Below are 18,265 nucleotides of genomic sequence, written 5' to 3'. Positions count from 1 at the left end.
AAACCCCCCCACGATTTCGCGGGAGGGCGGTACAACATTTCCACTGACAAAACCGGCTCAAACGGTGGGAGGGTGCTTGCTCCCGATAGCGGTGTGGCATTCAACACAGAGGGCGACTGTTACACCGTCATCGCGAGCAAGCCCGCTCCCACATTTGAACCCGGTTTTGTCCGCTGGATTTTCAGCTGCCTTTGTTGCCCTTCTCGTGCGTCGGGTCGTAGACCTTGGTCAGGTCACCCCCCAGCCGGAAGGTCTTGAACGGTTGCATCGCGTGCTTGCGTTCGATCACGTCCGGGGCGCAGGTGTAGAGGGTGCAGAAGGGCTCAAGCCAGGCAAATTTCATGTCTTGCTTGAGGTCCTTCATGTCCTGCTCTTTGCCGTTCTTCTGCTCGAAGATCTCCGGGTCTTTCACCCCGGCCAGCACTTTTTCGCCGAGACGTTTAAGCGCGCTGTTGTTTTCCTGGCGTAAATCAACACCGTTGACCAGCGCGAAACTGGCGATCATCGACAGCGGTGGCAAGGCGTAGTTGTGGTACGACAACGCGCGTTGCTGACGCTTCAATTCGTTCGGCAAAAAGCCTTGGGCGTCGACCTGGTTGGCGCCGACCTTGTATTCCTTCACCGCCCAGTCAAACAGGTCGCGGCGGTTGGTGGCGACGGACGTGGCCATCACCGACCAGGCGGCCCAGTAGGAGTGGTTGTTGGTTTTTTCCAGCGGCAGATTGTCCCAGTCGCTGACCACCTGATCCGCCATTTTGCTGAACCAGCTCTCGATCAACTGCGATTCCTGCTGGCGGTTGGCCAACGGGTGAGAGTCGGAGAACTTCAGGCGCACATAGGCCGAGGCCATGCTGCCCAAGGCCCATTTGCGCATGGACTTGCCGGTGTGGTTGAAGTCTTTGGACATCAACGCATCCGCCTTGGCCCAGCTGGTCAGCCAGTTCAAGGTGCATTCCAGTTGCTCCGGGCGGCCGTCGCGCATGAACTGCATCACGCGCTTGCTGGTGTCTTTTTCCAGCGTGGTGATGTCGGCGGTGCTGTCGCGAAAGGCTTTTTCGGATTGCACGTTCAGGGTCGAGCGCGCCTTGTCGGAGCCTTCGTACTTGCTGCGAAATTGCAGCGAGCCGGTGTAGGGCGCGGGCATGGCGCCGCAGTCATTCTTGAAATCACCGGTCTTGAACGCTTCGATCGGGGCCATGTAGCCCTGTGGCGGACGCAGTGGGGCGGCGGCGTTAACGGAGCCGGCGAAGATCGCCATGCCCAGCAGCGTTGGAATCAATAACTTCTGCATAGGTAACCTCATTGCCCAAGTTGAGCGGTCTGTTGACCACTGCTCGGGAATACGTTGCGTGTGCAAATTTTCGCTTCAACCTTCTGCGCGGCCTGGCCCGCTTCCGGGCCTTGCACTTCCACGGCCAGCAAGTTCTGCGAGGCCCAGTCTTCATCGGTACGCAGTTCAAAGGCGAAACGCCCGTCTGTATCGGATGTTTCGGGTTTTTCGATTTTGATGTCCTCGTGGCGCCCGTTCATGTACCAGAGGGTGGCTTGCAGGGTTTTCACCGACGGGTCGGCGAAGCGGATGTCTACCTGGTGACTGCCGTTACGCAGGTCTTTGTTCGAACTGTTAACCAGCAATTCGTTCTTGCCGGGTTTGAGCGTGGTGCTGGCGCTCATCTGCGCGGTTTTGCCTTCGCAGCCGTTGTCGAGCAGCGACATCATCTGGCGGTAGATGGTCTCTTGGTCGAGGCGATACAGCGGCGAGAATTCCCAGATCAGAATTTTCGGCGGGCTTTTCTGGAACTCCTCGCTGCCCAGGTACTGGATCATCGAGCCCTCAAGGCCACCGCCAGGGAAGGCCACGTTGAGGATGTCGGCACCGATTTCCTGTTCAAGAAAACCGGCAAAGTTGTAGTTCTTGCCGCTGTGGCTGGTGCCGACCAACGTGATCTGCGGGTTGCCCGTATCACCGAACAGGTCGCCGTCGCCGGCCTCGCCCTTGGGCTCGGTGGTGAACTGGTCCATGTACTGGATGGCGTAGCTGGTGCCGCAGAGTTGCCCGGCCATGTTGTGCAGGGTGCCGGTCTTGCCCATGCGCCCGGAGCGTTTGGTTTCGAACTCACGCTGGGGGATGTCGGCAAACTCAGGCATCGCACGCACTTTGGCGCCAACGATTTTTGCCGTGCGCTGGGCGCCGTACGGTGTCCAGTGTTGGTCGCCACGGAAGTAAAAATCGTGCGCGGGCAATTCGTCCGGCAGTTGCTCGTTGGTCAACGGCGAGAGGTCCGGCACCACGTAGCCCATCTTGGCGAAACGCCCGAGCATGGTCTTGTAGTTGCCCAGCGCCTTGTCGAAATCGAACGAGGCTTTTTCTTGCGGGTTGAGCTTGTTGCGGTTCACCAGGCCACGGGTCGGCTGGTAGACCACGACCAATTCGACGCCCTTGGCCTTGAACGCATCGTGCAGCTGTTGCATGCGCTTGTAGCCGGCGGGGCTGGTGTCGAATTCGGTGCGCAAGTCTTCCTGGGTACGGAACAACCAGTCGCCCTGCGCTTGCACCAGGGTGGTGAAGTTCTGCTGGTAACGCGTGGTGTAGTTCTTTGCGTCATGCGCTGCCGGGCACAGGCTGCAGCACGGTTCGGCGCTGAAGGTCGGCGCCTTCACATCGTCGGCGCGTACGCCTTGGCTGGCCGCCAGCAGGCCGAGGGTCAAGCCCGAAAGGCTGAGCAGTTTGATCATGTGTGGGTGCATAAGGGTCATCCTCAGTCCTGCATTTCGGTCTGGCGTTCGACAGGGTCGATCAGCACGGCTTTCTGCTGGCGCACCAGCAGGTCGAGAATTTCTTCCTGGCGATCACCAAGAATTCCGGAGAAGCTGATGCCGCTGGATTTGCTCGGCGCCAGCATCGACACGCGGTACAGCTCGATGCTCAGCGGCGAATCAATCGACAGCGGCCCGCTGCCGTTACCCGCCAGCTCACCGCCGACCACGATCAGCGACACCTTGGCGTCGAACGGGTCGAGGGCGATGTCGCGGTCGGTATCGGTCAAGTCTTTGATGTGGCCGTACACGCCGGTCAAGCCGTTGGCCATCGAGGTGTTTTCGTAGAGGCGAATGTTCACGCTGTTACGCACCCGAATGCCGTGGCGACGGTTGGCGATCACCTTGTTGCCCCACAGCAGGTTGTCACCGCTCTCATAGAGCGTGATGCCGTCGGTGTGGTTGCGGTAAAACTCGTTGTCGGCGACGAGGTTATTCACGCTGTTACGGTCGAGCACCAGGCCCGAGAGCTTGTTGTCGTAGCTGCGGTTGTTGAAGATGAAACTGTCGTTCACCTCCCGGGAAATGATGATGCCGTGCTTCTTTTTTGTGCCGTACACGGTGTTGTCCGCGATGATCAGGCCGTGTGAACGGTCGTGCGGGTCAATGCCGTAGACGATGTTGTCTTTGTAGGTATTGCCCTTGAGCACAAAGCCCGTGGTCTCGTAGCAGTAGAAGCCGTAAAACAGGTCGGAGAACTCGGAATCAATGATCCAGCCGGTCGGCTCGGCACGTTTGAGCACCTTGGCCATGTTCGGCGTGTACTGGGAAATACTCACCCCGTACGACTTGCTGTTGGCGTAGCCGAAACTGGCCATTTTGGTCTTGGAAATGTAGGTTTCGGTGCCGCCCCAGGCCAACAGGAACGGGCGAAATTCCTTGGGCGACTGGAAGGTCGCCGGGCCATTGGTTTTTTCGTTCCAGCCGGTGATTTTGGTGTCACGCACAAACAACTGGCCGTCGTTGATCAGGAACGCACCGGCTTGCTGGGACAGGCGCAGCTCTTGGGTCTTGTTGTCGATGTCGAGGATGCCTTTGCGCCCGACCACGATCGGCAACTTGGCCAAAAACACCCCCGGCGAGGTTTCGCTGAGGTACTGCTTGGGCACTTTGCCGAGCAGGTCCTTGAGGTTCAGGTAGCCGTCGTCGACGAAGATCGCCTGGGGAATACCGTGCTGGCGCACCACCCATTCGGCCATCTTGTTGTCGCCACCGATAAAGTCCTTGAGCGCGTCTTCCTGCATCATGCGGCGGATGCTGACTTTGCCCACTTTGGTGCGCACAATCTTCTTTTCCATCGCTGCCGCGGTGTAGCCCGACAGGTCCGGCAGGGTTGGCTTGGCCATTTCCAGCGGCGCCGTCGGCGGGCTGGAAATGGTGTAGGTCTTGGCCTGTTGCAGCTCTTTGGCGATGGTCGGCGCCTTCACCGGCGCACCGTCGGCAAAGGCCGAAGTGCTGGCCAGCAGCATCGCTGCAACCAGCAGGCTGACCGAGCCTTTGAGGGCTTGAGGGTTCATCGCGCAGGCTCCCATCAGAATTTCCAGACCACGTCGACAAACGCGCGGTGCATGTAGGAGTCGACGCCGCTGCCATACGCATCGCCCGGCTTGAACACGCCGGCACGCAAGCGCACCAGCGCCGACGGTTCGTCGACCGACTGGCTGAGCGCGGCCGGCAGCAGGCCTTTTTTGAAGTACTTGGTGACGACCAGGTCCATCTCTTGGCCCAAGTCTTTCTTGCCGTCTTCAAGCGGCAACGACGTGCTGGAGAGGATCGCGCCGGTCACGTCATCGGTGTTGTTTTGCACCGCGTCCACACCGTTGCTGCCCACCGGCTTGTTGCCGTCCACGCGCCAGAACTTGTGGTACACCAGGCTTGCGTCGTAGTCCTCGCGCAACTGCCAGGAACCGAACAGGCTCATCGACTGCATGTTGTTCATTTCACCGCGAAACGCTTCACCGAAGCGGTGCACGCGCGATTGCGTGCCGGTCCAGTTCGAGCGGTTGCTTTGCAGGCCGTTCTGCTCGTATTCGGCGCTGGCGCGCGAATAGGCCGCGCCGACTTGCCACTGCGGGTCAAGGCGCAAGCGCACGCCGAGGTCGGTGGCCCAGCCACTCACATCATCGCTGCGCTTGGCGTTTGTCGGGCGGCTGCCGTCGGCGTTCAAGGCGTTGACCGTGTCGCGGTCGCCGCGCATGCCGGTGACGCTGGCCCAGTAGTTAACGGTATTGGTGTTGCGCCAGTTATAGGCGTCGCTGTTGGCTTCGATGCCGAGCCATGTCAGGTCGCCGTTTTCGCGCTTGTCCAACGGGTCGCTGGCCACCCCCGGTTCGGCATAGTCGAGCTTGCCGTCGTCATGCGTGTGGTGGCCGCGCACGCCGACCCAGTTGCCCGGCGCCCACTGGTAAGCGGCGTCTGCGTAGAGGTGCTGACGGTCTTTATCGACCGGCGACAGTTCTTTGAGGTCGGTGCGGTATTCGCTGAAACGCTCGGCCGCGCCGACATTCGCCTTGAGCAGCGTGGTGTCGAAGGTCCAGTTGAGTGCTTCGATGTTGGTGTCGCGCCATTGGCCGTCGTCGTTGCGCAGGCGTTGGCGACCCAGTTTGAGGATCTCGCCGGGGTAGGGCGTGAAGCCGCTGTAGCCAACCCAGAACTCGCGCAGGGCCAAGTAGTTTTTCTTGGTTTTGCGGTCGTCGTTGCTCGATTGCTCGGTGCTGTCATCGGAGGACTGTTGCAGGGTGTCGGTCTCGATGATGTCACTCGAAGCCACCGCCTGGCCCATCGCGTAGGCGCTCCACGCGCCGCTTTCGCCGTAGACCCACGGGCGCAGGTCGAGGCCGATGCCGTTAACGTCGCCGCCTTTTTGCGTGCCGAGGTCGCGGTCGTCTTCGGACTGCCCGGTGATTTTTACATCGACGCCGAAGTTCTTGGTTTCGGTCAGCGCAGCCAGGGTCGGGCACGACCACAGCAGGGCAAAGGTCAGGCCGATACCGGCCTTGACGAATGGGTTGAGCTTCATAGGGATTCCTCGCCGTCTTCTTCTTGCAGGGCATGCAGTTGCAGCGTGTTCTGGGCCAGGCTGCCGCGCGCGGCCAGTTCCTGTTGCACCAGGCGTTGGCCTTCGGCGCGTTGCTCAGGCGTCAGCGGGGCTTCGAGCTGCGTGGCCAGTTCATTCGCCTCTGGCGTGTCCTGGGCTTTGGCCAATTGGCTGAAGACATAGGCGTTCAATGGGTTGGGCTGGGTGCCCTTGCCTTGGGAAAACAACTGCGCGATGGCGAAGTCGGCGCTGTTCTGGCCGTTGCGTGCAGCGGTCAGCAAGTGGTCGAGGGCTTTTTGCGAATAGACCTTGCCCAAGTAACCACGGCGGTAGATCTGGCCGAGGTAATAATCGGCGGCGACTTCCTTGCCCACGGCTTTTTCGAAATGCGCTTCGGCCGCCTTGGCATCTGCCGGTACCCACTTGCCTTCGAAGTAGAGTTTGCCCAGCACCAGTTCGGCGCGCGGCTGGTCGGCGGCGCGGCCGTTGTCCAGGTACTTCATCATCTGGTCGACGTCGCCCAGTTCCGGGAAGTCGTAGAGCAGTTGCGCCAGGCTGACCCAGGACGCCGGGTAGCCGGGGGCGATTTTTTCGAGCAGCGCCTGCGCGGTTTTTTCGTCGGTTTTGCCCAAGCTGGCATCACCCAACACGCGCGCCACGCTGTCGACGCGTTGTGCGGTGACGGTGCCACGGCTGTAGCCCGCTTGCATCTGCTTGAGCAGTTCGGCTTGCTTTTCCGGCTCGGCTTTTTTCTGGTAAACCGTGGCCAGCTCGACGTAGCAGATGTCGGTGCTGTTCAGCGCGGCCTTGCAGATGCGCTCCACGTCATCCAGGTGCTGGTCGTAGGTGCCCTGAGTGCGATAGAGCAGCACTTGGGCCAGACCGGCTTCCGGGTAACCCGCCGCTTGCCAGGTGTTGATTTGCTGCTGGGCATTCACGTTCGGGAAGCTGTGCGGGTATTGCAGGTAGAGCATTGCCAGCGGGATCAGGGTATTGCCTTCGCCATTGGCAAAGGCTTTTTTCAGCAAGCCTTCGGCCTCGTGCTGCTCGGCCTCGGTGGCGCCCGGTTTGGCCACCAACAGGCGGCCCAGGCGTGCCTGCGCGCGCGGCGAGGTATCGGCGGCCGCGCGGTAAGTGGCTTCGGCCTGCTTGATCTGCGCCGGGTCGCGGGTGCCGACCTGAATGTCGGCGAGGCCGACTTGGGCGTCGCTGTAGCCGAGGTTGGCGAGCTGCTGATAATTCTGCTGCGCGGTCACCGTGTCGCCACGCTTCAAGGCTTCGTTGGCCAGGCGCTGGTCAGGCAGGCCGGCGCAACCGGCCAGGCTCACCGCCAATGCCAACGCGCAGTACGCAGAGGCTGACTGAAATCTGCTCTGTGTGGGAGCTGGCTTGCCTGCGATGGCATCGGCACGGTTTGTCAGGGACACCGAGTCGCCTGCATCGCGGGCAAGCCCGGCTCCCACAGGGGGCAGTGCTGTTTTTGAAATAGGCTTCACAGGCATGTCCTCGCTTACAGACCGTGAGCCATGGCTTTGTCGATCAGCCAGTTCAGGGACGGGCCACGGTCGCTGGTGACTTCTACCGGGCGACCGGCGTAGGTGCTGTCCAGCGGCGCATCGGGCTTGATCTGCACACGGATGTCGGAAGACAAGTCGGCGCTGTTCAGGCTGGTGCTGCTGACGATGGTGCCGGTGCGGGTCTGTTCTTCGTCGGCCACCTGGAAGTTAACCTGCGTGCCGGGGCGCACGTCGCCGAACTGGCGGTAGGTGAAGCGTGCTTCAACCGTGGCCTGGCTGCCGCGGGGCACCAGTTGGAAGATCGCATCGCCCTTGCTGGCGTACTGGCCGTCGGCGACCAATTGTTGGGCAACCACGCAATCGCACGGCGAGGTCAGGGTGCCGGTCATTTGCTTGCCGAACAGTTCTTCAACCTTGGCCGGTTGCAGTTGGTCTTCGTCCAGATGGCCCTTGAGTACATCGAGCATGCTGGTGCTGAAGGTGGCGAGTGGCGCGCCTTTGGCCGCTACCGAGTCACCTTTGAGCAGGCTTTGCACGGTGCCGTCGCGCGGCATGGTCACGTTTATACCGGGTACGCTGACCAGGCCCGCCTGGGCGTGGCTGACGAAGTACATGCCGTACACCGATTTGAACACGAAACCGAACGCCGCCAGGCCCACCAAAAAGATCGCCAGGCTGAATGTCACGGCGCGCAGGCGCCCGAACGCGGTCATGCCGCTGCCGCCATCCTTGACCTTGCGCGCCTTGGTGAAGTTGTCACGTTGCAGGGTGGCGAGCACGTCGCCCATCGACACGATGTCACCCGACAAGTGCGAGGTGATCAAGTGGCGCAGGGTCGAGATGTCTTGCTGTTCGAGGTTCTGGAACTGGCAGCCGGTGCGGCCGTCCTGGCGGTTGTAAGAGCGAATTTGCAGCTCTACGTCCATCGCCAGGCCGAGGTTATCGATGACGAATTGCAGGCGGCCCTTGTGCACTTCACCCACGGTTAACGGCTGGGTGGCGGTGAACGCCAGGCCGCCGGCGGAGAGGTCGATGACCCGCGCTTCGGTCGCTTTGCCGTCATTGCCGAAAAAGCGCAACTTGGCGGGGATTTTGACCCGCGCATGTTGGCGCTGGGCTTCGGATTCGTGAACTACGTTGGCGTTTACTTGGCTGTTCATCAGGGCATTCCTTAAGTTAATTCAGGCTTGGCAGGTCAGACCATCATCAGCAACACGGCAACGAAAATGCTGCCGGCGGAGAAGGTCATGGTCCGAGACGACCAGGTGTTGAACCAACGTTGAAAGCTGGCCAAATCGCGGGTCAGTTTGGTGTCCTGGCGGGTCCAGGACTGTTGATCAAGGCGGAAGAACACGTAGATTTTCACCAGTGCGCCCATGATCTGGTTGTAATACAGAATTACCGGGTACGCCGGGCCGATCGTATGGCCGGAGCACGACAGCAACAGGGTCAGAATCAGGCGGGTGATGCCGATCCAAAGCAGGTACGCGAGGATGAAGGCACCGCCGTATTTGAAGGTGGCGATGATCGCCACGGTCAGGCCGAGCAGCGAGGTCCACATCGACACGCGCTGGTCGAACAGCACGATGCTGGTGAACACACCGAGACGGCGAACACCCAGGCCGAGGGCGCGAGAGTTCTGGCGCAGGTTGTTGCCGTACCAGCGAAACATCAGTTTGCGGCTGGCCTTGATGAAGCTCTTTTCCGGCGGGTGTTCCACGGTGTTGATCGCGGCGTCGGGCACGTAGAAGGTTTCGTAGCCGAGGCGCATCAAGCTGAACCAACTGGACTTGTCATCGCCGGTCAAAAACTTGAAGCGGCCCAGGCGCCAGTGTTGCAGCGAGTCGCTTTCCACGTCGGCGATAAAACCCGGGTCGGTGACGACGCTGGCACGGAACACCGACATGCGCCCGGTCATGGTCAGCACGCGTTTGGACAAAGCCATGGAGCACATGTTGATGTGGCGTTGGGCGAAGCGCAGCTTGTGCCATTCGCTCATGATGTAGCCGCCGCGCACTTCGCAGAACTCGTTGGTGGTCAGGCCGCCGACATTGCCGAACAGCTGGAACCACGGCACGGTTTTGCGCACCACGCCTTCGGCCAGCACAGTGTCGCCGTCGATCACGGCAACCACCGCGCGGTCATCCGGCAGGTGGCGGGAGATGGCGCGGAAACCGAAGGCCAGGCCATCGCGCTTGCCGGTGCCGGCGATGCGCACGAAGTCCAGCTTCACGTGTTCCGGCGGGTTCATGCGTTCCCACAAGCTCTTCACCAGCAGCTCATCGGACATTTCCACCAGCGAGCAGACCACGGTGGTGGGGAAGCCGCATTCGATGGCTTCGCGAATCACCGAGCTGTAGACCTGCGCGGTGGTCAACGCATCAATCCTGAAGCTGGTGACCATCAGGAACACATGCGAGGGGTCGGCGGCCTTGCCCAGCTTGCGCACTTTGCGCCGCAAGTGGGGGTAGACCACGTACAGGAACAGCATGCCGCGAAAGAAGTGCGTAGCACCCATCGAGTAGCGCCAGATACCCACGGCGCCAATCAGGAAGATAAAATTCTTCGACTCGGCGTCGAACGTACTCGCCGGCAACAGCAAGGCGAGTCCCATCAGCAGGCTCAAAAACAATAGCCAGCCTGCCGACTGTAGAAGTAGGTGTTTTAACTTGGACATGAGCGTCATCCGAAGGTGGTGAAAGCGGCTAGTTACAAGCCGCAAGCCGCAAGCTGCAATTGGCGGTGCTTTTACTCGCAGCTTGCAGCTCGAAACTTGCCGCTGCTCTTCCGTTACCAGCAAATGCCTTCGGTGCGGCCAGTCACGCTGGTGGCCTTGGACATGAAGCCCACCAGGTCGACCACTTGCTTGCCGTGCGGTGCGTTATGCGCCAGGGCACGGAATTTCTCGTCGCGGTTGCCCAGGATGATCACGTCGGAGTTGTTGATCACGGCGTCGAAGTCCGAGTTGAGCAGGGACGACACGTGCGGGATCTTGCCTTCGATGTAGTCTTTGTTCGCGCCGTGCACGCGGGCATATTCGACGTTGCTGTCGTAGATGCTCAGGTCGTAACCCTTGCCGATGAGCATTTCCGCCAGCTCGACCAATGGGCTTTCGCGCAGGTCATCGGTGCCGGCCTTGAAGCTCAGGCCCAGCAGCGCGACTTTGCGTTTGTCGTGGCTTTCGACGATGTCGAAGGCGTTCTGCACTTGCGACTCGTTGCTGCGCATCAGCGAGTTGAGCAGCGGCGCTTCCACGTCCAGCGAACCTGCGCGGTAGGTCAGGGCACGCACGTCTTTTGGCAGGCACGAGCCGCCGAACGCAAAGCCTGGGCGCATGTAGTACTGGGACAGGTTGAGGGTTTTGTCCTGGCAGACCACTTCCATCACTTCGCGACCATCGACGCCGACCGCCTTGGCGATGTTGCCGATCTCGTTGGCGAAGGTGACTTTGGTGGCGTGCCACACGTTGCAGGTGTACTTGATCATTTCGGCGACCGCGATGTCCTTGCGGATGATCGGTGCGTCGAGTTCTTCGTACAGCGACTGCAAGACATCGCCGGAGGCTTTGTCGAATTCGCCGATGACGGTCATTGGCGGCAGGTCGTAGTCGGCGATGGCGGTGGATTCACGCAGGAATTCCGGGTTGACCGCAACGCCGAAGTCGACGCCGGCTTTTTTGCCGGAGCAGTCTTCAAGGATCGGGATCACCACATTGGCCACGGTGCCGGGCAGCACGGTGCTGCGCACTACCACGGTGTGGCGGGTGGTTTTGTCACGCAGCACAAAACCGATCTCGCGGCACACCGCTTCGATGTAATCGAGTTCCAGGTCGCCGTTTTTCTTGCTGGGCGTACCGACGCAAATCATCGACAGGTCAGTATCACGGATCGCGTCGGCGAAGTTGGTAGTGCCACGCAGTCGACCGGTTTCGATACCTTGGCTCAACAGTTCGCCCAAACCCGGTTCAACGATGGGCGATTTGCCTGCATTGATCAGGTCGATCTTATCCTTTGAGATGTCTACGCCGACCACTTCATGGCCCCGTGCAGACAGGCAACCGGCACAGACTGCGCCAACGTAACCCAAACCAAATATGCTAATGCGCATCGCATTTACCTCAATATTAATCATGCCAATTAGATGGCCGGAGTTCATGTTTGCAAACGTCACTGTTATCGCGAAAGTTAGGCGAATAGACGCCTGCTTACTGCGAAACGGCAGGTTAAATAACGAGTGACTAACAATGGCACTCAAGTTGTGCGCAACGTGGCCTTGTAATTGGGGCTTGCCCTGGAATGCAGCCAGCCTTCATGGGAGAAGGGCCTGACGCCAGTGCCGCAGGGTATTGATAAAGGTTATAAGCCTTTGATTATCAATGCCTTGGGTTGTCCCACTGACACATTCAGGTAAGCTCGGCCTTGGCCTTATAGTGTGTGGCAATTCATCCTTGTCGCCGCTCTTAACTATTCAATGGACAGGTGACCTGTGAGTCAAAGTTTAGCCGTGGCAACTTTGCTACTTCCGCTGGTCTTCAGGTAAGCCTTCTCTTACAGCAACAGAGAATTTCGCTACCGGTGGTATGAGCGGCGGTTCAGGATGAAGTTCCTGGCCACTCATCCTGTTTGCGGAAATTTCTTGAAATATTAGAAAAGATGGCACTGGTAGTATATTGATAGTACCGGCTACTTGAACCCGTAGTTGCAGGGAGTTGATGCGAAGAGATGGTTTTGTGCCACTACTGTTTTGAACATTTGGTGCCACTACGAAAAAAAATGAAAATTGTCGAATGAAATTTTTTTCATAAAGACGTACGGACGGTTTTCTTGCGTCAGATAAATGACGACCGGAGGGAGACACGCGGAAAAAAAATGTGGGAGGGGGCTTGCTCCCGATAGCGGTGTTTCAGTCATAGCTGCTTCGACTGACCCACCGCTATCGGGAGCAAGCCCCCTCCCACAGTTGACCTTAAGCAGCCTGAACAGCTGGGTATGGGAACGATCAATGGGCTGGGTAGGGCGCTATTGCGGTGCGTGATCGCGCAAAAACACCAGGTTGTCCGGCTTGGACTGCTCCGCATCGAAGCGATAGCCCTGCACATCAAACTGCTTGAGCTTGGCCGGGTCGTTGATGCGCTCTTCGATCACAAAGCGGCTCATCATGCCCCGCGCCTTTTTGGCGTAGAAGCTGATGATCTTGTACTGGCCGTTTTTCAGGTCTTTGAACTCGGTGTTGATGATTCGCGCGTTCAGCGCCGTGCGCTTGACCGCTGAGAAGTACTCGTTGGACGCCAGGTTCAGCAGCAGGTCATCGCCTTGTTCGGCGAGTGCTTCGTTAAGCCATTCGCTGATGCGCGTGCCCCAGAAGGCGTAGAGGTCTTTGCCGCGCGCGTTGGCGAGTTTGGTGCCCATCTCCAGCCGGTACGGCATCATCAGGTCCAATGGGCGCAGCAGCCCGTAGAGGCCCGAGAGCATGCGCAGGTGGTCCTGGGCGTAGCTGAAATCTGCGTCGCTGAAAGTGTCGGCATTCAGGCCGGTGTAAACGTCGCCTTTAAAGGCGAGCAGGGCTTGTTTGGCGTTGGCCGGGGTGAAATCCGGGGTCCAACTGCCGAAGCGCGCGGCATTCAGGCCACCGATTTTGTCGGACACGTGCATCAGTTCGCTGATGTGCGCTGGGCTTAGTTGGCGCAGTTGCTCGATCAGTTCCCGGGAATGGTCCAGGTACTGCGGCTGGGTAAAGCGCTGGGTTACCGGCGGGGCCTCGAAGTCGAGGGTCTTGGCGGGGGAAATCACCATCAGCATGAAGTCGTCTCCTGTAATCGTGAGGGGATTCTAGGGGGTTGGGCGTTTTGACTCCACCGATGATGGCTATAGGCATGATCCGCTATGATGGGCGGTGACTCTGGAGAGGGAGACCCCGTGTGCGAATAGCGCTTTTATTGTCCGCGTGCCTGATAGGCCTGACCGCACACGCCGCCCCGGTGGATGTGGCCAGCCTGGACCGTGGCACCTGGCCCGAAAAACTCAGCAGCCCGGCGTTGTTCGACGTCGCCTCACGCGCTGAAATCCTGATGTTCGCGCACAGCCTGATCGCCAGCGAAAACCAGGACGAAGCCGCGCTCAAGCAACGCCTGGGCCTGAAGATCATCAACCTGGCCGCCATTGACGATTTGCGCCGCCAGCTCTGGCAGCGCCTGCTGGAAAACTACACGTTCGCCCAGCAAAGCTGCGAGGAAGACGCCTCGTTCTGTTACCTGGTCGAAAGCATGGATGACCTGCGTGAGCAGGCGGGCAAGTTCGCGCTCAGCGACGACTCCTTTTATATAGGCTGGGCTGGCCCCAGCCATAACTTCCATGAGCGTTACCTGGACGAGCTGCTGCGCAAAGCCGCGCTGTTCCCGCAGATCAGCAGCGAAGTCGCGCGTTTTGGCGACCACGAACGCAATGGCGAAGAATTCAACGATCGCATGTTCCTGATGACCTTCGACGGCGGCCCGGCACCCGTCAGCGGCGCTACCGACTGGCTCACCGACTACCTGCGCAAACAAAAGATGAGCGCCACCTTTTTTGTGCTCGGCAGCAGCCTGCAAACCCGCGTCGAGCGCAGTTCTGCTGCGGATGTGCAGGCGCTGTATCAGGGCCAGTGCGTGGGCATACAGGGCTGGCAATACCGGTCGCACAGCCATTGGGTCGACTGGCAAAGCTCAATCACCCGCAGCGCATCGCTGGTGCAGAACCTGATGCCGGAAAACTACATGCCGCTGTTTCGCCCGCCTTACGGCCAGCGTCGCGCCGACAGTCAGGGGTTCTTTCAAGCCCAGGGTTTGCAGGTGGCGTTATGGGGCATCGACTCTCAGGACGAACCGGGCAAACTCAAGGCCGATGAGTCGCAGGAGCGAGTGCTGACCTTGATGTTGCTGTGGCGCAAAGGCGTGATTGTGTTTCATGACACCCAAGACAAGGCGCGGGTAGCGTTGCCGATGTTATTGCAGGCAACGGCGCAAAGTGGGCTGGGTTGGCAGGACTGCCGGGAGGCGTTTCGCTGAAAAGCTCAAGTGCCCGGCCCTGCTGGGCATGAGGCGTTCAAGCGGTGATTTTTCGCGACATTTCGATGCAGGCGGACTTCCGACTTTAACGGCGTAGCTGGCACTCGGCTAGTGCTATTCGTCATCCTGAAAAATAAACTTCAAAAAAACGTCAAAGTGCTTTTTCCTGTCATGCCTTTTGCGGTATTACGAAGTCAGACCGCCGAAACCTGCAACACAGGTGGCGTCTTCCAAGACTCCTCATGTGGGCATGCACTTGACGTCCCTCAGGTGCATTCGGTGGTCGAATCGAGGCGCAGCACTGTTGTGGTATTGCGTCGACTGGCTCCCACAAAGGTGACCGAGTATGGATGATCATGGACGTAACCCTTCTTCCGACCAGCCAATCCTTTATGTGCTTGATACCAACGTATTGATTCACGATCCAAACGCACTGCTCAATTTCGAAGAACACCACGTCGCCATCCCGATGATCGTGCTTGAGGAGCTCGACAAACTCAAAAGCGGGCACCACAGCGTTGCCGCCGAATGCCGCCAGGCCATCCGCCTGATCGACAAGACGCTGGGCGAAGCCTCGCCCGATGACGTTGAAGTGGGTGTGCCGATCCAGCGCGGTAAAAGCGGGCCGAAGGGCTTGCTGTCGATTCTGATGAACAAGCGCAGCGAGCCCAACAGCCTGCTACCGGAGAATCTGAACGACAACAAAATCATCAACCAATTGATCGACCTGCACGCACGCGACAAGGACCTGCGCCTGGTGCTGGTGACCAAAGACATCAATATGCGCCTCAAGGCACGAGCGTGTGGGATCGCTGCCGAGGACTACAGTACCGACCAACTGGTCGACGACGTGTCGATGCTTTCGCGTGGTTATCACACGGTGACCGGCTCGTTCTGGGACCTTGTGAGCAAGGTTGAAACCCGTCAGGACCACGGCCGCACCTGGCACCAGGTGCAGTTGATCGACAACCTGCCTTCTGTGCACATCAATGAATTCATTATTGATGAACAGGGTTTTGTCGGCTGGATCAAAGAGATTCAGGTCGACAAGCTGCTGATTCTTGATCTGCACCAGGAACCCCTGTTGCATCAGGAAGCCTGGGGCCTGAAACCGCGTGACATCTACCAGAGCCTGGCGCTGTATGCGCTGCTCGACCCGGACATCCATTTGGTCAACCTGACGGGCGCTGCAGGTTCGGGGAAAACCATCCTCGCACTGGCGGCGGCCATCGAGCAGACCATGGTCACCAAGCGCTATCGGCGCATCATCGCTACCCGCAGCGTGCAGGGCCTGGACCAGGAAATCGGTTTTCTGCCCGGCACCGAAGCGGAAAAAATGGAGCCGTGGCTTGGGGCGATCACCGACAACCTCGAAGCCTTGCACATGGATGACGAAAACACCCATGGCAGCGTCGATTACATCCTCAGCAAAGTGCCGTTGCAGTTTAAATCCCTCAACTACATCCGCGGTCGCAGCTTCCAGCAAAGCCTGATTTTGATTGATGAATGCCAGAACCTGACACCGCACCAGATGAAAACCATCATCACGCGTGCCGGCGCCGGGTCCAAAGTAGTGTGCCTGGGCAACCTGGCGCAAATCGATACCCCTTACCTGTCCGCGACCAGCTCCGGGCTTACGTACCTGACGGAACGCTTCAAAGACTTCCCGAACGGCGTGCACATTGCGCTGCAAGGGGTTCCTCGCTCGATTCTGGCTGAATACGCCGAGTCGCATCTCTAAGCAGCAAGCTTTAAGCTACAAGCTGCAAGTGGGTTCAGTGGGTTGTTCACTGACCGCTTGCGGCTTGTAGCTTTTTTGTTGCCTCAAGGAGGCCCCGTGCTGACTCATCTCGATTCCCAAGGTCGCGCCCATATGGTCGACGTCACTGACAAAGCCGTGACGTTCCGTGAGGCCGTGGCCGAAGCGCGGGTGCGCATGCTGCCCGACACCCTGAAAATGATTGTCGACGGCGCCCATCCCAAGGGCGACGTGTTTGCCGTGGCGCGTATTGCCGGTATTCAGGCGGCTAAAAAAACCAGTGATCTGATCCCGCTGTGCCACCCGCTGATGCTCACCGGGGTCAAGGTTGAGCTGCGCGCCGAGGGCGTCGACGCGGTGCATATCCTGGCGCGCTGCAAACTCAGCGGCCAAACCGGTGTGGAGATGGAGGCCTTGACCGCCGCCAGCGTCGCGGCGCTGACCATCTACGACATGTGCAAGGCGGTGGACCGTGGCATGACCATCGAAAGTATTCGCCTGCTGGAAAAGCTCGGCGGTAAAAGTGGGCACTTCAAGGCGGATCAAGCATGAGCATCAACGTATTGTTTTTTGCGCGCTACGCCGAGGCGGTGGGCCTGGATTCACTGGAAGTCGAAGGCGACTTCGCGACAGTCGACGCGGTGCGCCTGGCGCTGGCCGGTGACCCGGGCTTTGAAGTGCTCAACGAGACGAGCCTGATGTGTGCACGCAACGAGGAGCTGTGCGGCCTCGACGAGCCGTTGCAAGCAGGTGATGAAGTGGCTTTTTTCCCGCCTGTAACCGGAGGCTGACCATGGCCATTCGGGTGCAGGCCGAGGCGTTTGATCCCGGTGCTGAGCTGAACGCCATGCACGCAGCCAATGTTGGCGTGGGCGCGGTGGTGAGTTTTGTCGGTTATGTGCGCGACTTCAATGACGGCCACGCGGTGTCGGGGATGTTCCTTGAGCATTACCCCGGCATGACCGAAAAAGCCCTGGCCAAAATTGCCGTGGAAGCCGGGCAACGCTGGCCGCTGCTCAAGCTGGAAGTGCTGCACCGTATCGGCGCGCTGGAGCCGGGCGAGCCCATCGTCTTCGTCGCCGCCGCCAGCGCGCATCGCCAGGCCGCGTTTGATGCCTGCGCGTTTGTGATGGACTACTTGAAGACCCGCGCGCCGTTCTGGAAGAAAGAAAACACCCCAGAAGGCCCGCGCTGGGTGGACGGGCGGGGCAGCGATCACGCAGCGGCGGATCGCTGGAAGTAAAGGTGGGAGGGAGTAGGCCCCCTCCTATCAAGCTAAAAATAACCTGTTGTTTTTGCTATTAAAATTTATTCAGGCTTGTGACTTCGGCTTTGAGTGCATATCCGTTATTGAGTCTATGGCTTATATCGGTTCCGCTCTTACAGCGGGTCACTCTTGAAAAGCGCAAAGTAACCAAAACGCTCTTGCCCCACCACTCTTTAACGGGGCGCTTTTCAGATCAAAATCAAGATCACAAGCAGGCGGCCCGAAAGCCGACCCAATCTCACACGTTGAATGCGCNACCGGCGTCCTGCCGGTTTACCCGCTCCGTAATATCTGCGTTCGGCCATCGTGGTTTAACGGGGCGCCTTAGATCAAGATCACAAAGATCACAAGCAGGCGGCCTGAAAGCCGACCCAATCTCACACGCTGAATGCGGTTACATGTGGGAGATTCTATGGCTGAAAAAGCGGGACGCAGAGCGTCCGGAGCGGCATTACCACGCAGAGCGTGGGAACGATCATCTAAGCCGAACTCGGTCAACTGTGGGAGGGGGCTTGCTCCCGATGGCGGTGGGTCAGTTAACTCATTTATCAACTGTAAAACTGCTATCGGGAGCAAGCCCCCTCCCACAAAAAGCAAAAAAAGCAGATCTGCTGTGTACTCAAGACCCGCCTTATCAACTGTAAAACTGCTATCGGGAGCAAGCCCCCTCCCACAAAAAGCAAAAAAAGCAGATCTGCTGTGTACTCAAGACCCGCCCTTGATCTGCTTCTGATCTGCTTCAACCACTCAGGTCGGCTTTCAGGCCGCCGTGCTCTTGCTCTTGATCTTTGTGATCTTGATCTGAGAAGCGCCCCGTTAAACCACG

General features: G+C 59.1%; 14 protein-coding genes. 5 read left to right on the top strand and 9 right to left on the bottom strand.

Annotated elements, in window-relative coordinates:
• Positions 1 to 181 precede the first annotated feature (181 nt).
• The 9 genes from AO240_RS25620 to yaaA form a co-directional block, all read right to left on the bottom strand.
• Positions 182 to 1,291, bottom strand: coding sequence for a mannuronate-specific alginate lyase (locus AO240_RS25620; protein ID WP_099240252.1), 1,110 nt, complete (start codon positions 1,289 to 1,291; stop codon positions 182 to 184).
• A gap of 8 nt (positions 1,292 to 1,299) precedes the next feature.
• Positions 1,300 to 2,748, bottom strand: coding sequence for an alginate O-acetyltransferase (locus AO240_RS25615; protein WP_099240370.1), 1,449 nt, complete (start codon positions 2,746 to 2,748; stop codon positions 1,300 to 1,302).
• A gap of 11 nt (positions 2,749 to 2,759) precedes the next feature.
• On the bottom strand, positions 2,760 to 4,349 hold the full coding sequence (gene algG / locus AO240_RS25610; protein WP_099240250.1) for a mannuronan 5-epimerase AlgG: 1,590 nt from the start codon (positions 4,347 to 4,349) through the stop codon (positions 2,760 to 2,762).
• On the bottom strand, positions 4,349 to 5,836 hold the full coding sequence (locus AO240_RS25605; protein ID WP_099240248.1) for an alginate export family protein: 1,488 nt from the start codon (positions 5,834 to 5,836) through the stop codon (positions 4,349 to 4,351). The genes algG and AO240_RS25605 overlap by 1 nt, the downstream gene beginning before the upstream one ends.
• On the bottom strand, positions 5,833 to 7,356 hold the full coding sequence (algK, locus tag AO240_RS25600; RefSeq protein WP_371918680.1) for an alginate biosynthesis TPR repeat lipoprotein AlgK: 1,524 nt from the start codon (positions 7,354 to 7,356) through the stop codon (positions 5,833 to 5,835). The genes AO240_RS25605 and algK overlap by 4 nt, the downstream gene beginning before the upstream one ends.
• Before the next feature lie 8 nt (positions 7,357 to 7,364).
• On the bottom strand, positions 7,365 to 8,531 hold the full coding sequence (locus tag AO240_RS25595; protein WP_099240246.1) for an alginate biosynthesis protein Alg44: 1,167 nt from the start codon (positions 8,529 to 8,531) through the stop codon (positions 7,365 to 7,367).
• A 35-nt stretch (positions 8,532 to 8,566) separates the two neighbouring features.
• Positions 8,567 to 10,048 carry a mannuronan synthase gene (alg8, locus tag AO240_RS25585; RefSeq protein ID WP_177445868.1) on the bottom strand — a complete coding sequence of 494 codons (1,482 nt, stop codon included), beginning with the start codon at positions 10,046 to 10,048 and terminating at the stop codon, positions 8,567 to 8,569.
• 113 nt (positions 10,049 to 10,161) lie between these two features.
• Positions 10,162 to 11,478 (bottom strand): nucleotide sugar dehydrogenase, encoded by a 1,317-nt coding sequence (locus AO240_RS25580; protein ID WP_058412009.1) that lies wholly within the window; start codon positions 11,476 to 11,478, stop codon positions 10,162 to 10,164.
• A 911-nt stretch (positions 11,479 to 12,389) separates the two neighbouring features.
• Positions 12,390 to 13,169, bottom strand: coding sequence for a peroxide stress protein YaaA (yaaA, locus tag AO240_RS25575; RefSeq protein ID WP_099240242.1), 780 nt, complete (start codon positions 13,167 to 13,169; stop codon positions 12,390 to 12,392).
• A gap of 119 nt (positions 13,170 to 13,288) precedes the next feature.
• On the opposite strand from yaaA, the gene AO240_RS25570 reads away from it, so the two are divergent.
• From AO240_RS25570 to moaE, 5 genes are all read left to right on the top strand, one after another.
• On the top strand, positions 13,289 to 14,413 hold the full coding sequence (locus AO240_RS25570; protein ID WP_099240240.1) for a polysaccharide deacetylase family protein: 1,125 nt from the start codon (positions 13,289 to 13,291) through the stop codon (positions 14,411 to 14,413).
• 346 nt (positions 14,414 to 14,759) lie between these two features.
• On the top strand, positions 14,760 to 16,154 hold the full coding sequence (locus tag AO240_RS25565) for a PhoH family protein (protein ID WP_058412006.1): 1,395 nt from the start codon (positions 14,760 to 14,762) through the stop codon (positions 16,152 to 16,154).
• 96 nt (positions 16,155 to 16,250) lie between these two features.
• Positions 16,251 to 16,724, top strand: a complete 474-nt coding sequence (gene moaC / locus AO240_RS25560) for a cyclic pyranopterin monophosphate synthase MoaC (RefSeq protein ID WP_058412005.1) — start codon at positions 16,251 to 16,253, stop codon at positions 16,722 to 16,724.
• A complete protein-coding gene (gene moaD, locus AO240_RS25555; protein WP_099240239.1) occupies positions 16,721 to 16,963 on the top strand; it encodes a molybdopterin converting factor subunit 1 in 243 nt (80 codons plus the stop codon). The genes moaC and moaD overlap by 4 nt, the downstream gene beginning before the upstream one ends.
• Before the next feature lie 2 nt (positions 16,964 to 16,965).
• The gene (moaE, locus tag AO240_RS25550) at positions 16,966 to 17,415 is read left to right on the top strand and encodes a molybdopterin synthase catalytic subunit MoaE (RefSeq protein WP_099240237.1); all 450 of its coding nucleotides are present in this window, start codon (positions 16,966 to 16,968) and stop codon (positions 17,413 to 17,415) included.
• Positions 17,416 to 18,265 lie beyond the last annotated feature (850 nt).

The organism is Pseudomonas sp. ICMP 460 (assembly GCF_002723595.1).
Taxonomy (GTDB): Bacteria; Pseudomonadota; Gammaproteobacteria; order Pseudomonadales; family Pseudomonadaceae; genus Aquipseudomonas; species Aquipseudomonas kitaguniensis.
Note: the sequence above shows the minus strand (reverse complement) of the source record. Positions and strands in the feature narration are given on the sequence as shown.